Here is a 24,423-nt window from a genome sequence, read left to right as displayed (position 1 = left end):
AATGCGAAACCTTCACCGGAAAAGTCGCAAGAGACATCACCACCCTGAAATGGGATCATCCACACGTTACGATCAACAGAACCTGCCTCTTAATTTTTCGATTAACGGGAAGTAACCATGAGCAATGAAACCCCGACGATTCTGGCGGACTTCCAGTTTTCCTGCCAACTGATCTACCAGTGCCTTCATAAGACACCTGACGTTGAGTTTCTGGAGCAGTTAAAACAGCTTGCCGAGCACGGACAGGACAGCACTTCCCACCATGAAATAAATGACGGACTGACATTAATTGCCAAAGGTCTGCAGCCATCTGTCCCTGAAACCAGTCGTGACATTAAGGCTGATTATGCCGAACTGTTTTTAGGGCCGGATGAACTGAAAGCGGCTCCCTGGGCTTCAGTTTATCTGACTGAAGAACAGACTCTGTGTGGCGAACCAACCCTTGCCGCTAAACAGTTCTACCGTGACTGTGGCGTTGAAATAGACACAGGGACACGGGAGCCGGAAGACCATCTGGGCCTGATGTTTGCGTTTATGGCTGACCGCCTTGCCAAAATGGTGGAAACAGAACCGGACAGTGCCTGTCTGGACACCCAGCGTGACGTATTAAAAGATTTCTTAACTGAACATGTACTGACCTGGGCTCCCCGCTTTCTGGCAGTAATGTACGACAATGCACAAACCGATGTGTACCGTGGCATCAGCCAGCTGATAAAAGGCAGCCTTGAACAACTGGCCGCCCTGACCGGGGCTGAATATCGAATTGTCAGACTGTATCGCTGAACGTTTTGATGAACAGATCAATGAACCATTCAGAAGAACTCGCCTCCCCCGGTCGCCGGGCATTATTTCGACGACTGGTCAAACCTAAACCGGTTGAACTGCCTGAATCGATCTATCCACGCCCACCCTGGGCGCAGGATAACCAGACATTTCTGGCACTGTGTGATCGCTGTGACCGGTGCGTAGATGCCTGCCCACAACGGGTGATTCGCCGGTCAGAGGAAAGCCATCCCGTGTTAAAGGGACTCCCTGTTCTCTCGCTGGATTACGGTCGCTGTGATTTTTGTGACCAGTGTGTTGACCACTGCCCGACAGGGGCTCTGAGTAAAGAGGACGGTCGTCGTATACAGGCAGTAGCCAGAGTCAGTGGTCACTGTCAGCTCACACTCAATCAGCCCTGTGACTTTTGTGTAGATGCCTGTGAAGAAGATGCGATTCGCATTGATGAGAAGCGAGCGCAGATCGATGAAACGCTGTGTACCGGGTGTGGTGAATGCTCACTGGACTGTTATGACAAGGCGATTACTTTACATAAGCGGGAGTGAGGTTAGCTTCTGGTTACGCTGGCACCGATAGCTAAACAGAGGAGTGAGCCAGGCAAGTTAATGCCTGTAAGCCTGGCTCGTATTCATCACATTACACTGGCCTGAAGCGCCTGATCGATATCCCCGATAATATCATCAATATGCTCAATCCCGATGGATAGTCTGACCATATCTTCCGTCACCCCAGCGGCTTCCAACTCCTGAGTGCTTAACTGCCGATGCGTGGTCGTAGCAGGATGACAAGCCAGAGATTTGGCATCCCCAATATTCACCAGCCTGAGAATCATCTGCAAAGCATCAATAAATCGAGCACCCGCCTCTTTGCCACCTTTAATGCCAAAGCTCAGGATGCCCGACCCACTGCCTCCGGTGATTTTTTCTGCCGTCGATCGATACGGACTACCCTCCAGGCCGGCGTAGTTGACCCAGTTCACCAGGGGATGGTCATTAAGGTAGGCCGCTACATTATGCGCATTCTCACAATGCCGCTCCATACGCAGTGCCAGAGTTTCCAGCCCCTGCATTAACTGGAACGCGCTCTGAGCAGCCAGTGCCCCACCGGTGTTTCTCAATGGAACCACCCGCGCCCGGCCAATATAAGCAGCCTCACCCAGTGCTTCGGTATAAACGACGCCATGATAAGAAGGATCTGGCTCATTCAAAATGGAAAACCGTTGTTTATTGGCCACCCAGTCAAATTTTCCGCTATCGACAATCACTCCCCCAAGGGTCGTACCATGACCACCCACGTATTTGGTTAACGAATGCACGACAATATCTGCACCATGCTCAATGGGACGGCACAGTATCGGGGTCGCCACGGTATTATCCACCACCAGCGGCACCCCATGGCGGTGAGCCAATTCCGCCAGCCTCTGAATATCCACGACATTGCCCGCTGGGTTACCAATAGACTCACAAAACACCGCCCGGGTATTGTTATCAATCAAAGCTTCCAGCCCGGCGAAATCATCATGGGCAGCAAAACGCACATCAATACCCTGACGTGGAAGCGTATGAGCAAAGAGATTATAAGTACCACCATACAGCTCACTGGTGGAAACAATATTGCAACCCGCCTCAGCAATGGTTTGTATGGCATACGTGATAGCGATCATGCCAGAGGCCACCGTCAGCGCACCAATGCCTCCCTCCAAAGCAGCCAGTCGTGACTCCAGTACTGCGTTTGTAGGGTTCATAATCCGCGAATAAATATTACCCGGTACTTTCAAGTCAAACAGGTCTGCCCCATGCTGGGTGTCATCAAAGGTGTAGGAAACCGTCTGGTAGATAGGGGCTGTAGCTGCACGGGTGGCAGGGTCACCCTCATATCCAGCGTGTAAGGCAATGGTTTCAGGCTTCATAAACAAGATCCTTATTGGACAAATGACGGGTAATCGTTGTTATTTCTGGTCTTAGGGAAGCAGCAGAACATAATATACCGCTGTTGGCTTTTGGCGGTTGGCTGTATGAGCAGCTAATAGCCAAAAGCCAACAGCCAAAAGCCCGGTAAGTTATTGAATGCTGCGCCCCTTACATCATGCCACACATCATACACATAGAGATGCTTTGGGTATAATGGCTCCATGCTCTATCAACACGCTCCTATCAAAACAACGCTGCAAACAGCGCCAACCCATAAGTGGGGTTTGGCTATTAAACAGGAGAAATTCAGCAATTTCTCATAGCTTTTCTATACTGAGTCGCTTAATTGACTTAGGAAAGGCTTAAATCCATGAAGTATATTGCACCTGTCTTTTTGTCGGCTTTGCTGGCGGGCGAGGCTGTGTCAGCACCATTTTGCCCAACTCACTTTCAAATCAATTTAATCAGTGAGAGTGAGTCGGGGGCATGGGAATCTTATGCTCATTACAGCAGCGAAACAGGAACAATGGTTCTACCCAACAATCAATGCAAAACAGTCAGCTGGTTTGTCTATCAGAATTTAGGTGATCCTGACTCGTATATTCAACTACAGACACCACAATGGGTTGATCAAGCCAGGCCCGTTACCCTTGGGCATCAAAATGCAAAAGGTGGTGACTTCTGGGGAACCATCACCGTTACCATGACGTGGCAGCCCGAGGACCATCTGGCGATGAAAACATCACACCCTTATCTGTCCAACAATGAAGTGAAGCGATCGGTCTCATCAAAATCGCAACCTCCGGCTAAAACCTGTGTCTTCTATATTGCTGCTTCAGGCCCGGCAAAACCAGTCACCGACAAGGCTGAATTTCATGGTGCCCAGTGTGAATGGAGCGTCACAGAAGAAGGCGTTTACACTCTAAAGGCAAAATAACAACCTTACCATTACCCCCATGAAGTGAGTATTCAACAATGCCCGGGTCTTCGGTTCAGCCAAAGCGAACACTAACCGCTTTTACCCTGATAATGATAACGACAGGCACCATAACCAGTATTCACGGTGCGCCATCAATGGCCGAATATGGTTTCAGCCTGGTCTTTATCTATTTACTCGTCGCACTGGTCTTTCTTGTGCCTTCAGCGCTGATCTCAGCCGAGCTCGCAACTGGCTGGCCAGAGGATGGCGGCGTGTATGTTTGGGTAAGAGAAGCTTTTGGTGAGCAGTCTGGCTTCGTTGCTGTCTGGTTGCAGTGGATTGAGAATGTTATCTGGTTTCCATCCATTCTTACGGTGGCTGTTCTGGCAGCAGCGTACGGACTTGACCCTCAGTTAGCCGACAATGGTCCATCTATATTTCTGGCGATCAACGGAGTTTTCTGGTTATTAACCATTATCAATCTGTTTGGCATGAAAACCTCGGGGGCAGTCGCCAGTGTCTGTACCATTGTTGGCAGGATTTTTCCGATTCTGGCTATATTCACACTGGCCTGCCTGTATCTGGCAAAAGGCAACCCGATGCCCATTGAATTCTCTCTGGAGAATTTCGTTCCTGACTTTACAGACACCAATAAACTGACTTTTATTGCGGGGGCATTTCTTACCTTTGCCGGTATAGAAGCGTCTGCCTCGAATGCAGCGTCTGCCAGAAACCCACAAAGGGACTACCCGTTTGCCATTCTTACCTCCGCCTGCCTGGCGGTGATACTGGTGACGTTGGCAGCACTGGCCATTGCCATGGTGATACCGCAGCACAAGATAAAACTGGATGCCGGCATCATGCAGGCCATTAATGTTATGTTCCATCAGGCCGGGATTCATGGATGGCTGCCACTGACCGGATTAATTATTGCCCTGGGAATACTCGGTGAAGTCAATAACTGGATTCCTGCTCCCACCCGCGGGCTTCAGGTAGCAGGCAGGGACGGAATGTTACCGGTCTTCTGGCAACAGGAAAATAAACATGCTGTTCATCACCGTATCCTGCTGTTTCAGGGGGTCATTGTCTCAGCCATATCTACCCTGTATCTGTTTCAGGGCAATGTTCAAACCGCTTTCTGGCTGATGAATATCATTCCAACCATGTTGTATGTGGTCATGTATCTATTAATGTTTGCAGCCGCTGTGCAACTACGTTACACCCAGCCCGATGTTTCACGTCAATATAAGATTCCACTGGGCAACGCTGGAATCTGGGGGCTGGCTATTGTCGGATCGGTGACAGGCATTGCGGCTATTGCTTTCGGGTTTCTTCCACCTGCGATTGTGCCTGAAGGTGAACGTTCAACTTATGGCTTTGTTGTAGCCATTGCATTGGTTGCGTTCACTGCGATGCCATTTGTTCTGTTCAAACTGAAACGCCCCCAGTGGCGTGCAGCTCAGAATAAAAAACTCTGAATTATTCATAAAAGTATTCCAGACGCCACTCTTCTTTATAGGAATACACATCCACTAATGTTCCCGACTTAATGGCCGCCTGTGTCTTTTGCCAGAAATCAACGCCGTATAAGTTCTGATGAAAACGATCAAAGTATTCTTTGGCCTGCAAGTGTCCGGCAAAGAATACGGAGAACTGCTCCGGGAAAACATCATTCTCCCCGATATCGAACCAGGGCTGCACAGACAGTGCATCAATATCGTTATCAGGTTCTGGCAATGCACGGAAATGACAGCTGGTCAGCGGGCAGATTTCATCATAATCATAAAAGACAACCCGGCCCCAGCGGGTGACCCCAAAATTTTTAATCAGCATATCGCCCGGAAAGATATTGGCAGCTGCCAGCTGTTTGATGGTTGTGCCATAGTCGTTGATTACTTGCTCAAATGCCTGCCCTGCCGATTCCTTTATATACAGGTTCAACGGGGTTACCTTGCGCTCAACATAGACATGCCTGAGAATCAGGGCGTTGCCGGAAAGGGTAATGCTGTCAGCGACTTCTGTGATCATTTCTTCAAGCAGCTCGGGAGAAAAACGCTGCCGGTCAAAGACGAGGTAGTTAAACTCATGAGTATCGACCAGCCTGCCCACACGGTCAGCTTGCTTAACGAAGTCATATTTAGCCATCACTTCCTGTCGATTGCTGGTTTTGGGTGGCCGGAAGCGATCTCGTATTACTTTATAAACGTAGTCTGAATCAGGTGTGGTAAAGACCAGCATAACCATCCCTTTGACACCGGGCGCACTAACATATTTCATCGTTTCAGGCATACGTTTGGTGTAGTCTACCTTGAAGCGGTAAAACTCGGTTTTGGCGTGCTTGATAAAGCCAATGGCATTAAACAGTTCAAACCGTTCTTTATTCGGTAACAGACGACATAAATAGTCTACATAACGAACCGGCTGGTCTGTATCGACCATAAAATAAGAGCGGGCAAAGCCAAACAGTTTACTCAGCTGCCCTTCTCCAATCATAAAAGCGTCAAGGTAGAGGCAGATATCGCCATCACTGTTTTTCCGGTTGAGCAAGGCAATGGCAAAGGGCAAACACTCTCCGGATTCAGGGTCAACCAGCTGGCCAACAATATAGGCGGCTTTATTTCGGAAAAACAGGGAGCGACCAAACTCAATCGTATAGTTCTGTCTGGTCAGAAGCTCAGGGTTTATTTTTGCCAGTGCGTTTTGGGCCGCTTTCAGGTCTCGCTCAAGGTTTTCGAAGGGAATTCGCAGTGGAAAGACATTCAACACCTGTCTGAGGCTGTCGATAATGCCGTCAGTTTCTGCAAATTGATAAATAATGCTGTCGGTTGGGCGAGGTTTCGGACGATACTTTTCCTGCAAAATAAAGCGATGAATATCGCGTGTTTTCTGCTGCCCCAGCAATGAACCATGAATGGAGTTAAAAAAAGTCTGGGCAATCAGCGCATTTTCGTGGTCTGCAACCAGTTGAGCGTAGTCGTTTTTAGCACGCTGCCAGACGTCTGAATGATCCAGCTCACGGTAAGCAATCACTCTAACCGCTGCACACACGAGCTCAACCTTATTTTCATACACCTGCAATCGCTGACGCATAGCGTCCTGCACTTCCTGCCAGGCAGCCCGTTCAAACCGGGACTGAGCACCCAGGGTAATATTCAGGAACTCGGCAAACATGGATTCGAAACCGGCAAGAATAGCTCTGGCCAGTTTATGGGATACCTGTTGTTCGATGGTGAAGAGAGGCATAAGCATACGTTGCTATTGTTATGTTTGTTGTATTAGCTGTTTGCACAGCATAAACAGTAATGTATTACTGGCACAACGTTTCATCCTGAACCTTCGGCAAGGTTGTGCCATCAATAGAAGTGCGAACACCGCAGGCGAACACTTTGTTCTTACACTGATTGTTGGTGTCCCGCAGCTGAACGCTGCCATTTTTAAGCACAATTTCCAGACGACAACTAATGCCTTCTTTCGGATAAGCCTCGCTATACACTAATGCACCTTTTTCCTGAGTGAGAGGTAATCCTCCTTCTCCCTCTCCGGAAATATCGCAGATATGCCAGTTGGTCCCCCAGAGGAACCCTCTGAAAAAGTATGAATTTTTCTCTTTTTTAATCGAGATATAACTGACTTTACGGTCGGATTCACCATTGACCAGATCTTCAATGACATCACTTCGGGCATAGCAACCTTCTGGCGAGAAAGCAGGCTTAACGGCAACAACGGCAGCTGCCGGAACGCTCTGGGAAACCAATGCAGATAAAGCAAAAAACACGACAGTAAACTGTTTAACCATTTTCTTCACCGATCGGATATGATGCATCGAGGACAGCGAGAGAGTATTCGATAGTATGGCAGAGTCGCAATACGCTTAACGAGAGTATTTTATTACTGGGGTTTCATAGCGCCGCACTAAAAAAGGATACATTATTACTGGCTGTTTAATGTGTAAATTGCGGATAGAGAGAGGTAACAAGGTTATGCCTTATTCTCCTGCTTTCAGTGCTAAATCACTGTCAGTTGACTACCCTGTAGCGGATTCCGTCTTAAACTGTACCGACACCGAGTACAATATTACTTATGTAATACCTGAATGTAGCAATGGCTGCCTTATTTTAACCCGAATCGTTCAGTCAGGTTTTTTTGTTCTTACATCGTACTTGCCCGCTGATGGTAGCAGCGCCTTCGCTGTGCCCACTGATGAAGGCAGCAACTTCACTCTGCCTAATGCGTTACTTAAGGCCTTTGTTCGGTTCTATGTCAAACACTATGAAAGAAACCACTGTTTAGCCATGCACCGGCGAAATGCCCCTTTTGCCACTCACTCCCATTATGGGTTGCACCAAAATATTGATTTGCAGGTGATCAACGTGATCACCCCTCTGCTCCGGCAAATCCTTTTATCCCTGCCTCCCTCAACCTCAAAAAGTAAAAGCATCAAACAGTTTTATAAAGCGGTAAAGTTTTTTATACGCAACCCTACAGAGCCAGGTATATATTTTGAAAACGGGCATTATGCTTTAAAAGATGGCTATAACACTGAATCAGCTTATCCTCACGGCCCGTATAAGCTGAAGAAAAATCGTTTCTCATTCTTTCGGCGCTAAATAGATTCCAACCATTGACAGCCAAACTCCTGAAAAAGTTGGTCATTATCAGAACGCGCTCAGCAATGGCTGCCTTATGAAAGGCAGCCCCGGTCAGAATTTAACAGGGTGTATTAACCAAACTGATTCATCGTGTTGTCTTTACCACTGGCTTTCAGGGCTGCCTCTCCTGAGAAATACTCTTTATGGTCGTCACCGATATTGGAACCCGCCATATCCTGATGCCTGACCGTCGCAATGCCACCGCGGATTTCACGGCGCTGAACATCGCGCACATAGGCTAGCATACCATCTTCACCAAAGTAGTTTTTCGCCAGGTCATCCGTTGACAATGCCGCTGTATGGTAAGTGGGCAGGGTAATCAGGTGATGGAAAATTCCGGCCTGTCGGGCAGCATCGCGCTGGAAGCTCTGGATACGCCGATCCGCTTCCTGTGCCAGTTCGGTGCTGTCGTAGTCGGTACTCATCAGCTGGTTGCGGACGTAGCTTCCCAGCGGCTTACCTTCTTCCTGCCACTGGTCAAATACCTGTTGACGGAAATTCAGCGTCCAGTTGAACGAAGGCGAGTTGTTGTAAACCAGCTTGGCGTTGGGAACCTCTGAACGAATCCGCTCAACCATTCCGGCAATCTGGCCAATATGGGGTCTCTCTGTTTCAATCCAGAGCAGATCAGCTCCGTGTTGCAGTGACGTAATGCAGTCCAGAACCACCCGGTCCTCACCGGTTCCGGATTTGAAACGGAACAGGCCGTTAGGTAGACGCACAGGGCGAGTCAGTTGACCACCGACTTTCATCAGCAGGTCATTTTCATCGGCGGTTTGCAGGGTGACAGGTTCTGTTTCAAGGAAGCGGTTGTATTGAGAAGCCAGGTCACCCGGTTGTTGGGAAACCGGAATCTTCTGGGTCAGCCCTGCCCCCAGGGAGTCCGTACGCGCAACAATAACACCGTCTTCTACCCCCAGCTCCATAAAGGCATAACGAACGGCATTAATTTTTGCCAGAAAGTCTTCATGGGGAACGGTTACCTTACCATCCTGATGCCCACACTGCTTGGCGTCGGATACCTGGTTTTCAATCTGAATACAGCAGGCACCGGCCTCAATCATTTTCTTAGCCAGCAGATAAGTGGCTTCCTCATTACCAAAGCCGGCGTCGATATCGGCAATAATCGGTACGACATGTGACTCATAGTTGTCAATCTTGCTGAGGGTTTCTTCAGCCTTGCTCCTGTCACCAGTCTGCCTGGCTTCATCCAGTTGACGATACAGGTGATTCAGTTCCCAGGCATCAGCCTGACGCAGGAAAGTATAGAGTTCTTCGATCAGGGCCGGAACCGATGTTTTTTCGTGCATGGACTGGTCAGGCAAAGGCCCGAACTCTGAACGCAGCGCCGCGATCATCCAGCCGGAAAGGTACAGGTAACGCCCTTTAACCGTTGAGAAGTGCTTTTTAATAGAAATGAGTTTTTGCTGCCCTACAAAACCGTGCCAGCATCCCAGTGACTGCGTGTACTGCTCCGGGTTTTCATCGTATGCCGCCATGTCCCTGCGCAGGACACTGGCAGTGTGCCGGGCGATATCCAGCCCGGTCTGGAAACGGTTCTGTAAGCGCATACGAACAATATGTTCAGGATTCAGAGCCCTGCACTGGTTTAAGCGTTCCTGTAACTGTGTAATGGCATTGTTATAGTCAGACATGGTCGTCCTCTGCTGTTTTTGTTCACCGGGTTGACTTGCAAAAACCATAACAACGACGCTTTAATAGATAAAATTTATAATTTCTATTTACGGTATTGATTCGGTGAATATAAGAAAAACAGACCTGAATTTACTGGTGTACTTAAATGTACTGCTGGAAGAGCGCAGTGTTTCCAAGGCAGCCGATAAGCTGGCCATTACCCAGCCTGCCATGAGCAATGCCCTTAAACGTCTGCGGGAACTTTTCGACGACCCGATCCTGGTACGTACTGCCGATGGTATGACGCCAACCGACAAGGCAGAAAAACTGAAACCGGATATTGTTGACCTGCTCAGTCTGGCAGAGCAGATCACCCAGCCTGACCGGGACTTTTCTATTAGCCATAGTGAAGCAACGTTCAGGATCATGGTATCTGATTATATGGAAGCAACCCTGGTGACGCCGTTTATTCGACATATGCTGCGCGATGCACCCCATATTAATTTTGACTTGCTGGCCCCGGGTGATGTGAGTCTGCACGATATGGAGAAAGGCATCATCGATCTTGCGATCAACCGGTTTACTGCCCTGCCAAAATCGTTTCATCAAGCAACAGTGTGGCGGGATAATTTCTGTTGTCTGCTGCACAGGGAGCACCCTTATATCAGCCAACCCGATCTGGATACGTATCTGGCTGCAGAGCATATATGGGTCAACCGGACAGGCTGGGGAGCAGAATCCATTGCCAGCAATAAATCCGGGGCACAGCGTCTGGGCTGGGTGGATGAGGCACTCTGGCAGCTGGACAAAACACGGGCTATCCGGGTATTTACACGACACTATATGATGGTCGGACTGTTGTTACAGGAACCGAAGCTGATCGCAACCATTCCAAGACGACTGGCAAGAATCTATCAGGATTACCAGGAACTGACAGTATGCAGGGTTCCCTTTCAGATCGTGCCTTTTGAAATCAAAATGATCTGGAGTCCTTTACGGCACCACTCCAGGGCGCATCAATGGCTGAGGCGGTCGCTTCTGGAGTTTTCAGAGACGATTCTGGATCGGTAAAATGCAGGCAGTGCCCCGCATCAGTAAGCGGAAAGCGGAAAGCGGAAAGCGGAAAGCGGAAAGCGGAAAGCGGAAAGCGGAAAGCGGAAAGCGGAAAGCGGTTAAGAATGCACTACCATTCATGAAACTTATATTAAAAATAAAAATTGATCATTTTTCATATAGTTCCGGTACATTTAATCTGAGTCTGTCACTATTCAGAAACTCTGTTGAGCGTTGGAGATCGTATGGCCCCCCAGATCCATTCAGACCAGGGATACAAGTCCAGGTACAGACTGTTTGTTGATACTCCCCTGATTCATTTTATTGAGAAAGAGTTGCTGCCTGGCAGTGGCATGTCCGTTGAAACCTTCTATGAATCTCTCACAGCACTGGTGCAGGAGTTTGGAAAAAAGAACAGGGCGCTGCTGAAAAAACGTCTGGACCATAAAAATCAGATTGACCAGTGGCATAAAGATCAGCGTGAGCAGGGTATTGCCTTCGACGCCGGAGCTTTTGAACAGTTTTTGCGTGACACAGGTTATATTGTCGAAGCGCCAGAGCAGGTTAAAGTCACGACCCCCGGTGTAGACCCTGAACTGGCAACTATTGCAGGCCCACAACTGGTAGTACCGGTTAAAAACGCGCGTTTTGCCCTGAATGCCGCCAATGCCCGCTGGGGCAGCTTATACGACGCACTCTATGGTACCGATGTGATTCCCGGAGAAGTGGGTCAAGGCTATAACGCTGAACGTGGTGAACAGGTCATTCGCTATGCCAGGGACTTGCTGGATGAGCTGTTCCCGTTGCAAGAGGGTAGCCATCACGATGTTAGCTGTTATCGTGTGATGGACAATGGATTTGCTATAAAGCTGTCGTCTGGTGTCATGACGACACTGGCAACCCCTGAAGCGTTTAAGGGTTTTCAGGGCGCAGCGGACAGCCCGTCAGCCATTTTGCTGCAGAACAACGAACTGCATATTGAAATCCAGATTGACCCGGAACACCCCATTGGTCGTACCGACAGCGCTCATGTTAAAGATGTTGTGCTGGAGTCAGCCATTACCGCTATTCAGGATTTCGAAGACTCGGTTGCAGCGGTCGACGCAGAAGACAAAGCCGAAGTTTACAGAAATATGCTAGGGCTCTATAAGGGCGATTTATCCGCAGAATTTCAAAAAGGTGATAAAACCCTGCTTCGCTCCCTGAATAAGGATCGTGAGTATCGCGCCCTGTCGGGTGAACAATTCAGCCTGCCCGGTCGCAGTACCCTGCTGATTCGCAATGTTGGTCACCTGATGACTACCCCGGCGGTTCTGGACGAGCACTGTTGTGAAATACCGGAAGGCATTCTGGATACCCTGGTGACGGCGGTGATTGCCCGCTTTGACCTGCACAAAAAAGCCTCTGACCCGATTCGCAACAGCCGTACCGGCAGTGTTTATATTGTTAAGCCCAAGATGCAGGGGCCGGAAGAAGTAGCGTTCTGCAGTCAGCTATTTGCACGCACCGAACAACTGACCGGCCTGGTCAGAAACACCCTGAAAATGGGCATTATGGATGAAGAACATCGGACAACACTGAACCTTAAAGCCTGTATTGCCGCCGCCAGTGAGCGGGTTATTTTCATTAATACCGGTTTTCTGGATCGTACCGGCAGTGAAATGCACGTGAATATGGAAGCCGGTCCCATGGTGCCTAAAACAGATATGAAGCACCAGCAGTGGATCAGGTCTTATGAAGACTGGAATGTGGATATTGGCCTGCAATGTGGTTTGTCCGGTCATGCCCAGATCGGTAAAGGTATGTGGGCAATGCCTGATGCCATGGCCAATATGCTGGAAGCCAAGGCGGCTCATCCACAGGCGGGTGCTAACTGTGCCTGGGTACCTTCACCGACGGCTGCAACACTTCATGCTATTCACTACCACAGGGTTAAAGTGACCGACGTTCAACAATCCCTTAAAGGACGTCAGACGTCGTTCAGTAACTTGCTACAGCTGCCGGTTATGCCAGCCCCTGAACAGCTGCATCCTGATACCATCCAGAGAGAGCTGGAAAATAATGTGCAGGGGATTCTGGGATACGTAGCGCGCTGGATTGACCAGGGCGTCGGTTGTTCCAAGGTGCCTGATATCAATAACGTTAATCTGATGGAAGACCGGGCGACGCTGCGGATTTCATCCCAGCATATTGCTAACTGGCTACACTTTGGCATTTGCAGTGAAAGCCAGGTGCGGGAAGTATTTAACCGAATGGCCGTGGTCGTTGACCGGCAAAATGCAGACACCGAAGGTTACACGCCCATGGCTGCCGATCTCGACAGCAGTACGGCATTCAGGGCGGCGCTTAGCCTGGTGTTTAAAGGGCTGACTCAGCCTTCCGGTTATACTGAACCGCTGTTGCACAAATACCGTTACCGCCTCAAACACGATCGTGACCTGAACAGCTTTGCCAGAGAGTGTCAAAGATCTAAAGAAGCCGTAGCTGAGATTTAGAGGCGCTCATGTTCTGAATGACAGTTTCTCCAAATTCAGAACAACTCACTTCCCTTGCTCCGGCAATCATTCGGGCAAAGTCGTAAGTCACGATTTTGCCCTGAATGGTTTCTTCGATACCCTTGTGGATTAAACCTGCCGCTTCTTTCCAGCCAATATGCGCCAGCATCAGCTCTGCACAGAGCAACATTGAGCAGGGGTTCATTATATCCTTACCGGCAATAGTCTGGGCGGTGCCGTGGGTCGGTTCAAAAATGGCCAGTTCGTTGTTCAGGTTAGCACCTGGCACAATAGCACTGCCCCCGACCTGAGCCGAAAGAGCATCTGCAATGAAGTCACCGTTCTGGTTCATAGTGGCAATAACATCAAACTGTTCCGGTTGCAGCAGAATGTACTGCAACATGCTGTCAGCAATGGCATCTTTGATAATCAGTGGATGTCCATTGTTGTCTATCACTAACTCACGACGGTGGTTATGTGGTTTAGCGCCAAATTCTTCTTGTGCCAGTTGAAAGCCCCATTGCCTGAAAGCCCCTTCCGTAAACTTCATGATGTTGCCTTTATGCACCAGAGTGACAGACCGGCGCTGATGGATCAGGGCATACTGGATGGCATGACGAATCAGTCGTTTACAACCCTGTTCAGAGATGGGCTTGATGCCGAGTGCGCATTGCTCGGTGAACCGTATCCGGGAAACCCCCATTTCCTGTTGCAGAAACGCCATAAGCTGCTCTGACTGTAATGAACCGGCTTTCCATTCAATACCGGTGTAAATATCTTCAGAATTCTCCCTGAACACGACCATATTCACTTTTTCCGGGTGAGTAACAGGGGAAGGTACACCAGCCACCCATTGCACCGGTCGCATATTGACAAACAGATCCATCTCCTGACGCAGGGCGATATTCAGGGAACGAAAACCACCCCCAAGCGGCGTGGTCAGCGGGCCCTTCAAGGCGACAACGTGTTTCCGCAGGGCGTGCAGGGTTTCCTGGGGAAACCAGTCTCCGTCGTAAAGTTCGGCCGCTTTCTCACCATTGAAGACTTCCATCCAGCCAATCTTTCGGCTTTCGCCATAGGCTTGCTTAACCGCAGCATCGACTACCTTTAGCGTGACCGGGGTTATATCCGCACCAACGCCGTCACCCTGGATAAAAGTGATAATGGGATTGTCTGGAACATAAAGGGACTGGTCAGGATTAATGGTGATTTGTTCAGCGTTGGCCGGCGTGGTGATGTGCTGGTAATGCATGTCGTTAACCAGGGCTATAGAGTTATTATCGTTGTCCTGATTGTGCATGGGTTTACTGCATTGGTAAATGACTTAGTTTGAACCAGACATTGACCCGTGCCAGAGCATTGCCGTTGAATTTTCCTGATACTGCGAATACACAGCCGTTTTAACGTCATAAACCGGCTACAGGGAAAGGATAATTATGAAAATAGTCATTGCCCCCGATTCCTTTAAAGAGTGCCTGAGTGCGACAGACGCCGCTACTGCCATAGAAACAGGAATGCGTCGTGTATTGCCTTCGGCCAAATTCATTAAAGTACCGGTTGCCGATGGTGGTGAAGGGACACTGCAGGCACTGGTGGACGGAACCGCCGGGCGGTTCTACTCACGAACGGTTACCGGGCCACTGGGTGAGCCGGTAGAGGCTCGCTTTGGTGTTCTGGGTGATAGCAAAACCGCAGTGATCGAAATGGCCGAAGCTTCCGGGCTTGAACGGATTTTGCCGCATCTTCGTAACCCGTTACTGACAACGACATACGGCACTGGTGAGCTGATTCGGGAAGCTTTAAGCCTTGGGGTCAGACGGATTATTGTTGCTATTGGTGGTAGCGCGACCAACGATGGCGGAGCCGGTATGATGGCGGCCCTGGGGGTTCGTTTCCTGAATAACAAAGGGGAAGAGTTGCCAGCTGGAGGGGCGGCACTGGCTGACCTTGCCACGATTGATTGCAGCGCTATGGATGCACGACTGGCAAACGTTCGCGTCGCCGCAGCCTGTGATGTGAATAACCCGTTAACAGGAGCAAATGGCGCATCGGCTGTATTTGGCCCCCAGAAAGGGGCAACTCCAACTATGGTGGTGCAACTGGACAGGGCGCTGACAAATTATGCGGCGGTAATCCGGCAATGTCTGGATGTGGATGTAGAGCACGTTGCCGGAGCCGGAGCTGCCGGTGGCCTGGGAGCCGCACTGCTGACCTTTATGGAAGCTGACCTGAAACCGGGCATTAACATGGTTCTCGAAGCGGTCAGACTGAAAGCCCGGATAGAAGGCGCTGACCTACTAATTACGGGAGAAGGGTGTCTTGATAGTCAGACAGTGCGTGGGAAAACGCCGGTCGGAGTGGCCGGGATCGCTAAAGCGGAAGGTATACCGGTCATTGCTTTGGCTGGCAGTGTTGGTAAGGGCAGTGAAGTGGTTTATGAACATGGCATTGATGCCATCTTTCCAGTGGTTCATGGGGCTGTCCCTCTGTCTGAAGCCCTTAAGATGGGGCGAGAGAACCTTGAGCGTACTGCAGAGAATATCGCCCGACTCTTTCTGCTGCCCATAACTGTGTGACCCGGAGGACTATGAGCTAAAGTGAAGGCTCGAATTGATTAACCCTATCGGGTGACACCGCCCGGGCTATTCAGAAGCTGGCATTGGTACGGGGAGAATATCCGGTGAATTTCGAGACTTGGCTTTCTTATGTCGGGGCCGCCTTTATAGTCTGTATGATTCCAGGCCCAACGATTCTTATGGTAATAGCACAGGGGCTGAATCATGGCCCTAAATCCGTACTGCCGCTGATTATGGGTACAGGGTTGGGCAATCTTCTGGCTATGTCGCTGTCGTTTATTGGGCTGGGCGCACTCATGTCAGCCTCGGCCGTTATGTTTGGAGCGTTAAAGTGGCTTGGGGCAGCCTATCTGGTCTACCTGGGTATAGGCTACTGGCGTGCCCCAGTGGAGTCGCTCAGGCTTGAGTCCGGCCTGATGGATGCCCGCGAGGTCTTCAGGGACTCCTTTATAGTGACTGCCCTGAATCCGAAAAGCATCGTGTTCTTTGTTATGTTATTGCCACTATTTATTGATGACAGTCATCCAGTTCTGGTGCAAATGATGATTATGTCGGTCAGCTTTATTGTGGTATCGGGCTTAACCGTTCTGATTTATGGTGTGTTCTCCAGTTACATTCACGACAAACTCAAGTCGCCTTTAACCCGAAAATGGCTCAACCGTACCGGTGGCAGCCTCCTGATGGGGGCAGGTGCTTTAACGGCAATGATGCAAAGGTGACTGCTCCCCACCCTATCGGGTGAGGCTTCTGATTTCTTAGGCAGCAACCGACAGTATGCCGGATTTACGCAAGCCTCCATCAGCAGAAACGGACAGTCCTTCCGCCTTTAATTTCAATATGCCTTGCTTCTTGATATTGCGAGCTGCATTAATATCCCGGTCATGGATAGCACCACAGCTACACTCCCATGATCGGATTCTCAATGGCATTTTTTCCTGTTTCAAATCGCAGACTGAGCAAGCTTTAGAGGATGCAAACCACTGGTCTATCTTCACCAGATGTTTACCTTCCTGCTTTGCCTTGTATTCGAGTTTGGTTATCAGTGAGTGCCAGCCAGCATCAGCAATAGAACGAGCAAGACGCTTGTTCTTGAGCATGTTTTTAACTTTCAGTGTCTCCACAATCACCGCTTGGTTTTCGTCGATGAGTTGTTTTGATAGCTTATGCTGAAAATCATTACGGGCAAAGGCTACACGCTCATGCGCCTTTGCCATCAATAAACGGGCTTTGTGCCTACCTTTTGAGCCTTTCTTGCAGCGAGATAGAGCCTGTTGTTTTCTTTTCAGGTTACGTTGTGCTTTTTTCAGAAAGCGAGGATTGCCAGTCTTATGGCCGGTACTGGTGATAGCCAGATCAGTAATCCCCATATCAACACCGACAACCTGATTAGCTTCAAGATTATCAATCTGTTTTGGTTGTTCCTGGGTATCATCAGCCAATATGGAGGCAAAATACTTGCCGGTTAGCGTTCTGCTCAGGGTGACAGACTTCACCTTACCCACTATTTCACGATGCACTTTAGCCCTTATGGGCTTGCACTTGGGGATTTTTATCCAGTTATCGCCCACAGAGACAGACGTACAATGGTAGCTACTTTGCTTGCCATGCTTTTTCTTGAAGCGAGGAAATCTTGCCTGCAATTTGGGATTGAAAAAGTTTTGAAAGGCCGTATCCAGATTGATAGTGGCCTGTTGCAGTGCAATAGAGTCAGCGTTTTTCAGCCATGAGTACTTTCGGCTTTTCTTGGCTTTTGCCAGCAAGGGCTTCAGGTGTTTTTTGGGAGAAAGGCTCTGCCCACGAACCTTGTAATAATGAACCTTAATAGCCAGGGCCTTGTTCCATACGAACCGCACAGCATCAAACTGACGGTCGAGAAATTCCGCCTGCTCTGATGTTGGATAGATTCGTACTTTGGTGGCTCTCAGCATGGAACGTTATTTCAGTGCTCATTAATATAAAGTTTATATTACAGGTATTTGAAAGAGGTTTTCAAGTGAGCGCACACAATAAAGATTTGCTTAAAGGGTATCTTCGCAAACGACATGGCGTTACCAAGCTGGTTGTTCATTTGGTGTTCACGACAAAGTACAGGCGAAAGCTTTTTGATGGCTATATGATCAACCTAAATTCAGCGGTTAACCCCTGAGCTAAACTCTAACCCTCAACAATATTGAGGGCTCGAAGATGGTTCGACCACCAAAACCCACTCCCCCAAAGGGTGAGTTGTCTGAAATGAAAAAAGATCCCTTATCCGTCAAACTCGAAGTCGATTCTTTCGACGGTAAAATTCATGTCGAGTGGGAGCCTGAAGCATCGGTCACCCCAATGGGACAGCTTCCTTTTTTTATACAGTTTTTAAAAACAGGTCACCGATTTGAACCCTGGATTAACGATTGCCCACTAACTTATAAAAGCCCAAACGCCCCTCAAAAAGTGGATGTGATTGGCTCATTAATGCTTTCCATTCTTTCAGGACATAAACGCTATGCGCATATCGGAACAATTATTGGTGATAAAGTAAACGCTCAGTTGCTCGGGATGAAAAAAATTGTCAGCGATGATTCTGCCAGGCGTGGTTTAAAGAAGATTGACGAAGATGAAGGCGTTGAATGGATGCAAAAACACCTCCATCTCTGTTTTGATCCGTTATTAACCATTCCATGGATTATGGATGTTGATGTTACCGTGAAAACCATTTATGGGCATCAGGAAGGAGCGGTTAATGGCTATAACCCACATAAGAAAGGGAGACCCTCTCATACTTACCACTCATATATGATGGCTAATCTTAAATTAATACTGGAGGTTGAAGTCAGACCCGGAAATCAAAGTCAAAGTAAATACTCTTTACCCGGTTTAATGGAGCTATTAAATCGACTTCCAAAACGCTGCTGGCCTGAATTTGTTCGTGGTGATTGTGATTGGGGAAGTGACCGGGTAATGAGCGAATTGGAAGATTCTGGTTGTCATTATCTTTTTAAAATGAAGAAGCACGACAACGTTAAGAAAGCCATAGGGAATGAGCACTGTAGCGGAGGATGGGTAAAATACGACAACCATTGGGAGGGAAAAGAATCCGTAATTAAACTGTCAGGTTGGAAAAAAGAAAGACGCATAATTATTGTTCGAAGACGGCGTCCTGAAAATGAAATACCGATGTTGGAAAAAGGAATAAAAGAACGTCAACAAACGTTAGCATTAATAGAAGAGCCAGAAAATATAAAAGCTTACGAGTATTCGGTTCTGGTCACATCTCTTGATAATGATATAGTCTCGATCATTAATCATTATCGCAATAGGGCTGACTGTGAAAATAACTTTGATGAAATCAAAAACCAATGGGGCTGGGGCGGTTATGTAACAAAAGATATGGCAAGATGTCGAATGCTGGCCCGAATGGTTGCCTTGGTTTACAACTGGTGGACGCTATACGTTCGATTGAGTAATCCGGACTCCCATAAAGAATCAATTACCAGCCGTCCCTTATTAATGAGTTCAATTGGCAAGCTGACCCACTCTGGCAACCAAAAGAAAATAAAGCTGACAAGCCAGCATCGATGGATGTATAAAATTGCGAAATTACAAAGTGAACTATGTGATTTTTTGGCTCTTCAGGGATAACTGTGGGTAGAAATGAACAAATTTTTGAGGTAGATGCACCAGTGGCTGACTTTTGATAGCTTTTTGTTGAAGGACAAAAAAACAACAAAAGGCAGCACTGATGCTGATTAAAACTATCCTCAATAAAGTCCATAAACTCAAGTCATTTGTTTATCAGGATGTAAAACCCGGCGTCTATCAAGGTTCAGAAGTATTTAATGTGACAGTGGTTCCTCGAAAGAACAGTCATGCCGTTTGCTCAGGCTGCTTGAAGCCAGCACCAGGCTACGATTCTCTTGCTGAACGCCGTTTTGAGTTCGTCCCTCTCTGGGGAATTAGAGTTTTTCTGCTCTACACAATGCGCAGGGTTCAATGCAAGACGTGTGGCGTAAAGGTTGAACAGGTTCCATGGGGTGATGGCAAGAAAGAACTTACCAAAGTCTACATGCAGTTTCTGGCAAGCTGGGCCAGAAAGCTCTCCTGGAAAGAGGTTGCCTGCACTTTCAATACATCATGGGAGAAGGTCTTTCATGCTGTTGAGTATGTGGTTGAATGGGGCAAGGCGCATCGTTCGCTCGACAATATCAAGGCCATAGGTGTCGACGAGGTGGCGTATCAAATAGGCCATAAGTACCTGACTGTCGTTTACCAGATTGATCGAAACTGCACACGATTGCTGTGGATTGGCGAAGAGCGTACTGAAGCGACGATTCGCAGCTTTTTCTCATTCTTTGGTACAGAGCGAAGCCAGCAGTTGGAGTATGTCTGCTCTGATATGTGGCAGCCTTACGTGAAGGCGATTGCGGAGTTTTCCTGCCAGGCACTGCATATTCTGGATCGCTTCCATATCGTTGCCATGCTAAACAAAGCCATTGATGAAGTCAGGGCATCAGAGCACAAACAACTTCAGGCAGACGGATATGAACCTGTTCTGAAAAAAACTCGCTGGTGCCTGCTCAAGAGAAAAGAAAATCTGACAGAGAAAGAAGAGATCAAGTTAAACACAGTACTCCAGTACAACCTGAAAAGTGTCAGAGCTTACCTGCTTAAAGAGGAATTTCAGGTGTTCTGGGATTACATTTCACCACATTGGGCAGGAAAATATCTGGATCGTTGGTGTACAAGAGTCATGCGGTCAAAGATAGATCCAATGAAGAAGGTGGTCAAAACTATTCGACGACATAAGCCACTTATTCTGAACTGGTTCAGGGCAAAAAAGGCGTTTTCCAGCGGAATTGTTGAGGGTCTGAATACCAAGATAAAACTCACTACGAGAAAATCGTATGGATTCAGAACCTACAGATGTGCAGAAATCGCCCTATATCATGCGCTTGGCAAACTACCTGAACCAGAAACTGCCCACAGATTTTACTGACGAGGCGGTTTTTAGAGGTGTCTATGAGTGGCTAACTCCTGCAAGAGTTTAAAGGGAAGTGATTAAGGAAATGGGCTTATGTTACACGAAGTCGCAGAAATTTTATGCTGCTGTGATCGTGGTTGACTGGTACAGAATTCATGACTGTAGCGGAATAAAATAATCGACTTTAAGCCATATTTGGAAAAGTGGAAATAAGTAAACATAAAAGTCATATTGAGTCTAGACTATGCCCACAATTCTTAATAAATGTTAATTTTACCGGTTGGCAGTATCTCTATGCTATTCGAATGGACTGTTTCCTTAGCCATAATATTCTCCGGCAGCCTGTTTCCGGTTGAAGAAAAAAGAATGCTGGAGCCAATGCTACTGCTGCCATTCGTCTATATACATTCGATTCCTGAAAAAGTGCATCAGGTAGTCATTGACACGACAGACCTGGATTATTTTCAGGAGCCTGAACTGCCGTCAGAAGATGAGGTATTGATCGACTATGAAAAAGTGTTACAGGAGCACTGGAAATACCAGTCTACACCGCTGAACCTGAATCATGAAAGCCAACTCCCTGATCAAGATCAAGATGAGGAATCATGGAAGAAGGGGTTATCTGCTCCTGCCAGGCTCAGCGGGATGGGGGGGTTATGGTTTCCTGACTTTAGCCATTTATTGCGACAGTCTCCTGATGGTGAGCAAAATAATGAAGACACCAAGGCAGAAGAAAACACTGAAAATAAACAGGAAGAATCCGCTGCTGGTGAAGAAACCCAGCCTGAGGAAAATAGTGGTCAGTCTTCGGTAGATACTGCATCTTTGAGTACAAAGGTCGCGACACGGATTTCACAGATGCGTAGTACCGCTAAACGACTCGGTTCTGGCTGTTATGGAGAGGTTTTTCTAGGGACTCTGAACCAGAACGGGGAGCGAATAAGGACTGCTGCCAAGATAATGAAAAGTCAGGATAGAAGAGGCTTTCATAATCTTGACAGGGAAAGAAGGTGGCTGAAGGCGCTTGACCACCCTGGTGTTGTCAAACTGATTACGTATGAATCAGACGGAGTTAGAAATCTGGTGATTTATCTTGAATATTTGCCTTACGATTACTATCAGCTGATTGTTAGTAAAGAGCCAACTCAGGAGTTAAAAGGGCTAAATGGTAATGTCTTGTCAGAACAGGGATTAATCAATATTTTCTTCTGTCTCCATGAGGTTCTGGAGTATCTGCATCAGCAGAACATTATATATTTTGACCTGCATAGTGGAAACCTTCGATTTACTGAGAGTGGCACCTTGAAGCTAATTGATTTTGGCGTGCTGTTACGGTGTGACAACAAGGGGGTGCTCCCCGGAGCTGAAAATTGCTATCATCTGGCACCTGAAATTCGTGCAGGAAAAGAAGTGACGATTAAAGGGCAATTATTTAGCTTTGGTCTCCTAATGATACAATTATTACACAATAAGCATATTGAAAAGTCTCCCGAGGTTCAGAAATATATAGATGCCAGGCGTCCAATGGATCAGAGTGAGTTGCTTAGAAAGCTGGTAATTTGCTGGGGTGCAGAAATTACCAGTGAGTATGAGTCACTACTGGATGAAATTGCTTTCCCCTGTTGTGAGTCTGACCCTGATGATCGTCCTGATTTTGACTCTGTGTTTACTACGCTAAATTCAATAGCAAAGGCTATTGACAGGATAATGGACCCCGAGTATGAACCTGCAGAACTTAAAGACCATGAGGTGAAAACTATTATTGAAGGTCATAAGAAAGATGTAAATGATTTTCAGCCTGCTAAGAAGCAAAGACTGGAACATGATCAGGTAGCCTCTGGAAGCCAAAACTAATAGTGTGTAAATCACTCTCAACTTGTTATTTATACCATAGTCCGATGGCTGAAAAATAAATATCAGCTAACCTGATAATCCTTATATTTTATTTTCCAGTTTTTATGATTATTGAATGTGTTCTTTCCGGGGCTATCGTTTTATCAGGTGCATCTTATTCTGGTAACGAGAAAAATATACTGGAGCCACTGCTGATGCTGACTTATGCTTATATGCGCTCTATGCCTGAAGAAGTACATTCAACGTTAATAGAGATAACGGATGACACTTTCGTCGCTGAAGAGCCTTCCCGGAAAGACAGTAATCATTTAATCACTGATTTATGGGATGATGAAGACTCCGACGTTGAATCGGACTCTGAAGATAATAAACATTCAATTAAATTATTTGCGCCACCGTTTTGTGCCTGTCATACATTGCCGTGGTCAGTTAATTATGAGAACTATGTAAGGCGTTCGCCGTCCGATGAAGACAGTGCTGACCAGTCAGAAGCTGACAGCAATCAGGAAGACAGTCAGCCTGAAGAGGAAAATGCTACAACGTCACAACCGCAGGAAACAAATCATCAGTCTTCCAGTGAAACGCCCGCTGTGCCTTCATTAAAACAAAAGATAGAACATTGGCGAAGCAATGCCCTTCCTATAGGTAGTGGCACATTTTGTGATGCTTTCTTATTGCAGATAACGAAAGATGGTGAGCAGAAAGCTATTGTTGCTAAAGTCAGGAAGTCGATAACAAATCAGACAGAAGATAAATTATTTGCGAGCCTGATAGAAGAATTAAGGCAACTTAAGCAGCTTGAGCATCAGGGTATAGTGGAACTCATTAGCTATGAAGGAAGCTGGCCAGAAAAGCTGGTTATTTTGTATCTGGAATATCTACCTTTAAGTTTTAATGACCTTATACTAAGTACTAAGCCTTTTGAAAAAAGGAATGGATTCAACTACCTGCTATCTGCCCACGGGTTTGCTGATATGCTTATGCGCATTCTTGATGTGCTGGAGTACTTGCGTAAAGAAAATATTCTCTATCTTGACCTGCATAGTAAGAACCTTAGGTTTACTGAAAAAGGGGTTTTGAAATTTATTGATTTTGGTTCTCTGTTTAAAATAGAACCTCAATCAAAACTAACCGGCGCTGCTAAGTGTTATCATGTGGCACCGGAAATCAGGGCTGGAGAGCCAGCGACGACAAAAGGGCAGATGTTTGGTATTGGACTGTTAATTATTCAGGTTTTGCAGAGCAACTATATAGAAACCCAGAAAAATATTGAGCAACGTCTTGGCCTGGCTCAAAAAAGTGAGCAACGGCCCTTGTTGCGAAGGCTGGTAAAAAGCTGGAGTGAGCTGGATGTTGAACAATATATTAAGATTCTACAGAAAATTGCTTATCCCTGTTGTTGTGTCAAGCCTGAAGATCGTCCAGAGTTTCAAACAGTTAAGGACTGTCTGGAAGTAGTGATAGAAGATATTCAATTGAACGAACCGGATTCAGATGACTTATATTCTGATGTTGATGAGTACTCTGATGAGAATAATTTACCGGTTAAAAGGCAAAAAGTTCAATGATAGATGATGGTCCTGAAGATC

Annotated in this window: 19 protein-coding genes and 1 pseudogene; 14 read left to right on the top strand and 6 right to left on the bottom strand. The window is 47.4% G+C overall.

Translation table 11 applies throughout. From position 1 onward, the window contains the following. The first annotated feature begins 117 nt into the window (after window positions 1-117). The gene (locus NX720_RS20220) at window positions 118-783 is read left to right on the top strand and encodes a TorD/DmsD family molecular chaperone (protein WP_262597046.1); all 666 of its coding nucleotides are present in this window, start codon (window positions 118-120) and stop codon (window positions 781-783) included. Between the two features lie 20 nt (window positions 784-803). Continuing rightward, complete coding sequence (gene napF, locus NX720_RS20215; protein WP_262597044.1) at window positions 804-1,328, top strand: ferredoxin-type protein NapF; 525 nt, start codon at window positions 804-806, stop codon at window positions 1,326-1,328. 86 nt (window positions 1,329-1,414) lie between these two features. Here the strand turns inward: napF and NX720_RS20210 are convergent, their stop codons facing one another. Beyond that, window positions 1,415-2,692, bottom strand: coding sequence for an O-acetylhomoserine aminocarboxypropyltransferase/cysteine synthase family protein (locus NX720_RS20210; protein WP_262597042.1), 1,278 nt, complete (start codon window positions 2,690-2,692; stop codon window positions 1,415-1,417). A 371-nt stretch (window positions 2,693-3,063) separates the two neighbouring features. Here NX720_RS20210 and NX720_RS20205 point away from each other — a divergent pair, with 371 nt between their 5' ends. Continuing rightward, window positions 3,064-3,630: a hypothetical protein gene (locus NX720_RS20205; RefSeq protein WP_262597041.1), complete on the top strand. Its 567-nt coding sequence runs from the start codon at window positions 3,064-3,066 to the stop codon at window positions 3,628-3,630. A gap of 38 nt (window positions 3,631-3,668) precedes the next feature. Further along, on the top strand, window positions 3,669-5,090 hold the full coding sequence (locus NX720_RS20200) for an APC family permease (RefSeq protein ID WP_262597039.1): 1,422 nt from the start codon (window positions 3,669-3,671) through the stop codon (window positions 5,088-5,090). A gap of 1 nt (window position 5,091) precedes the next feature. Here NX720_RS20200 and aceK read toward each other — a convergent pair whose 3' ends face one another. Together aceK and NX720_RS20190 are read right to left on the bottom strand one after the other, a co-directional pair. Beyond that, on the bottom strand, window positions 5,092-6,855 hold the full coding sequence (gene aceK / locus NX720_RS20195) for a bifunctional isocitrate dehydrogenase kinase/phosphatase (RefSeq protein ID WP_262597037.1): 1,764 nt from the start codon (window positions 6,853-6,855) through the stop codon (window positions 5,092-5,094). 64 nt (window positions 6,856-6,919) lie between these two features. Continuing rightward, complete coding sequence (locus tag NX720_RS20190) at window positions 6,920-7,435, bottom strand: hypothetical protein (RefSeq protein WP_262597035.1); 516 nt, start codon at window positions 7,433-7,435, stop codon at window positions 6,920-6,922. 157 nt (window positions 7,436-7,592) lie between these two features. On the opposite strand from NX720_RS20190, the gene NX720_RS20185 reads away from it, so the two are divergent. Further along, on the top strand, window positions 7,593-8,219 hold the full coding sequence (locus tag NX720_RS20185) for a hypothetical protein (RefSeq protein ID WP_262597033.1): 627 nt from the start codon (window positions 7,593-7,595) through the stop codon (window positions 8,217-8,219). Window positions 8,220-8,332: 113 nt separating this feature from the next. Here NX720_RS20185 and NX720_RS20180 read toward each other — a convergent pair whose 3' ends face one another. Next, window positions 8,333-9,916, bottom strand: a complete 1,584-nt coding sequence (locus NX720_RS20180; protein ID WP_262597031.1) for an isocitrate lyase — start codon at window positions 9,914-9,916, stop codon at window positions 8,333-8,335. A 103-nt stretch (window positions 9,917-10,019) separates the two neighbouring features. Here NX720_RS20180 and NX720_RS20175 point away from each other — a divergent pair, with 103 nt between their 5' ends. Together NX720_RS20175 and NX720_RS20170 are read left to right on the top strand one after the other, a co-directional pair. Next, window positions 10,020-10,967, top strand: a complete 948-nt coding sequence (locus NX720_RS20175; protein WP_262597030.1) for a LysR family transcriptional regulator — start codon at window positions 10,020-10,022, stop codon at window positions 10,965-10,967. A 227-nt stretch (window positions 10,968-11,194) separates the two neighbouring features. Then, the gene (locus NX720_RS20170) at window positions 11,195-13,444 is read left to right on the top strand and encodes a malate synthase G (protein ID WP_262597029.1); all 2,250 of its coding nucleotides are present in this window, start codon (window positions 11,195-11,197) and stop codon (window positions 13,442-13,444) included. On the opposite strand, the gene icd is transcribed toward NX720_RS20170, so the two are convergent. Further along, a complete protein-coding gene (gene icd / locus NX720_RS20165; protein WP_449757771.1) occupies window positions 13,419-14,744 on the bottom strand; it encodes an NADP-dependent isocitrate dehydrogenase in 1,326 nt (441 codons plus the stop codon). The genes NX720_RS20170 and icd overlap by 26 nt on opposite strands. 136 nt (window positions 14,745-14,880) lie before the next feature. Between icd and NX720_RS20160 the strand changes: the two genes are divergently transcribed. Both NX720_RS20160 and NX720_RS20155 read left to right on the top strand, forming a co-directional pair. Continuing rightward, window positions 14,881-16,020: a glycerate kinase family protein gene (locus NX720_RS20160; protein ID WP_262597027.1), complete on the top strand. Its 1,140-nt coding sequence runs from the start codon at window positions 14,881-14,883 to the stop codon at window positions 16,018-16,020. Window positions 16,021-16,175: 155 nt separating this feature from the next. Continuing rightward, a complete protein-coding gene (locus tag NX720_RS20155) occupies window positions 16,176-16,739 on the top strand; it encodes a LysE family translocator (protein WP_262601620.1) in 564 nt (187 codons plus the stop codon). A 36-nt stretch (window positions 16,740-16,775) separates the two neighbouring features. Here the strand turns inward: NX720_RS20155 and NX720_RS20150 are convergent, their stop codons facing one another. Further along, the gene (locus tag NX720_RS20150) at window positions 16,776-17,948 is read right to left on the bottom strand and encodes an RNA-guided endonuclease InsQ/TnpB family protein (protein WP_262597026.1); all 1,173 of its coding nucleotides are present in this window, start codon (window positions 17,946-17,948) and stop codon (window positions 16,776-16,778) included. A gap of 65 nt (window positions 17,949-18,013) precedes the next feature. Here NX720_RS20150 and NX720_RS20145 point away from each other — a divergent pair. From NX720_RS20145 to NX720_RS20125, 5 genes and pseudogenes are all read left to right on the top strand, one after another. Next, window positions 18,014-18,139 (top strand): annotated as a pseudogene (locus NX720_RS20145) (IS200/IS605 family transposase); the annotation flags it as partial. A gap of 65 nt (window positions 18,140-18,204) precedes the next feature. Further along, window positions 18,205-19,641: a transposase gene (locus tag NX720_RS20140; protein ID WP_262597025.1), complete on the top strand. Its 1,437-nt coding sequence runs from the start codon at window positions 18,205-18,207 to the stop codon at window positions 19,639-19,641. A 100-nt stretch (window positions 19,642-19,741) separates the two neighbouring features. Next, window positions 19,742-20,995, top strand: a complete 1,254-nt coding sequence (locus NX720_RS20135) for an ISL3 family transposase (protein ID WP_262597024.1) — start codon at window positions 19,742-19,744, stop codon at window positions 20,993-20,995. Between the two features lie 279 nt (window positions 20,996-21,274). Further along, on the top strand, window positions 21,275-22,834 hold the full coding sequence (locus NX720_RS20130) for a protein kinase domain-containing protein (RefSeq protein WP_262597023.1): 1,560 nt from the start codon (window positions 21,275-21,277) through the stop codon (window positions 22,832-22,834). A gap of 104 nt (window positions 22,835-22,938) precedes the next feature. Next, complete coding sequence (locus NX720_RS20125; protein WP_262597022.1) at window positions 22,939-24,402, top strand: protein kinase family protein; 1,464 nt, start codon at window positions 22,939-22,941, stop codon at window positions 24,400-24,402. Window positions 24,403-24,423: the final 21 nt, after the last annotated feature.

The sequence above is a fragment of the Endozoicomonas euniceicola genome (genome assembly GCF_025562755.1).
Taxonomy (GTDB): Bacteria; Pseudomonadota; Gammaproteobacteria; order Pseudomonadales; family Endozoicomonadaceae; genus Endozoicomonas_A; species Endozoicomonas_A euniceicola.
The sequence above is the reverse complement of the archived record's forward strand: the minus strand, read 5'-3'. Positions and strand labels throughout refer to the sequence as shown.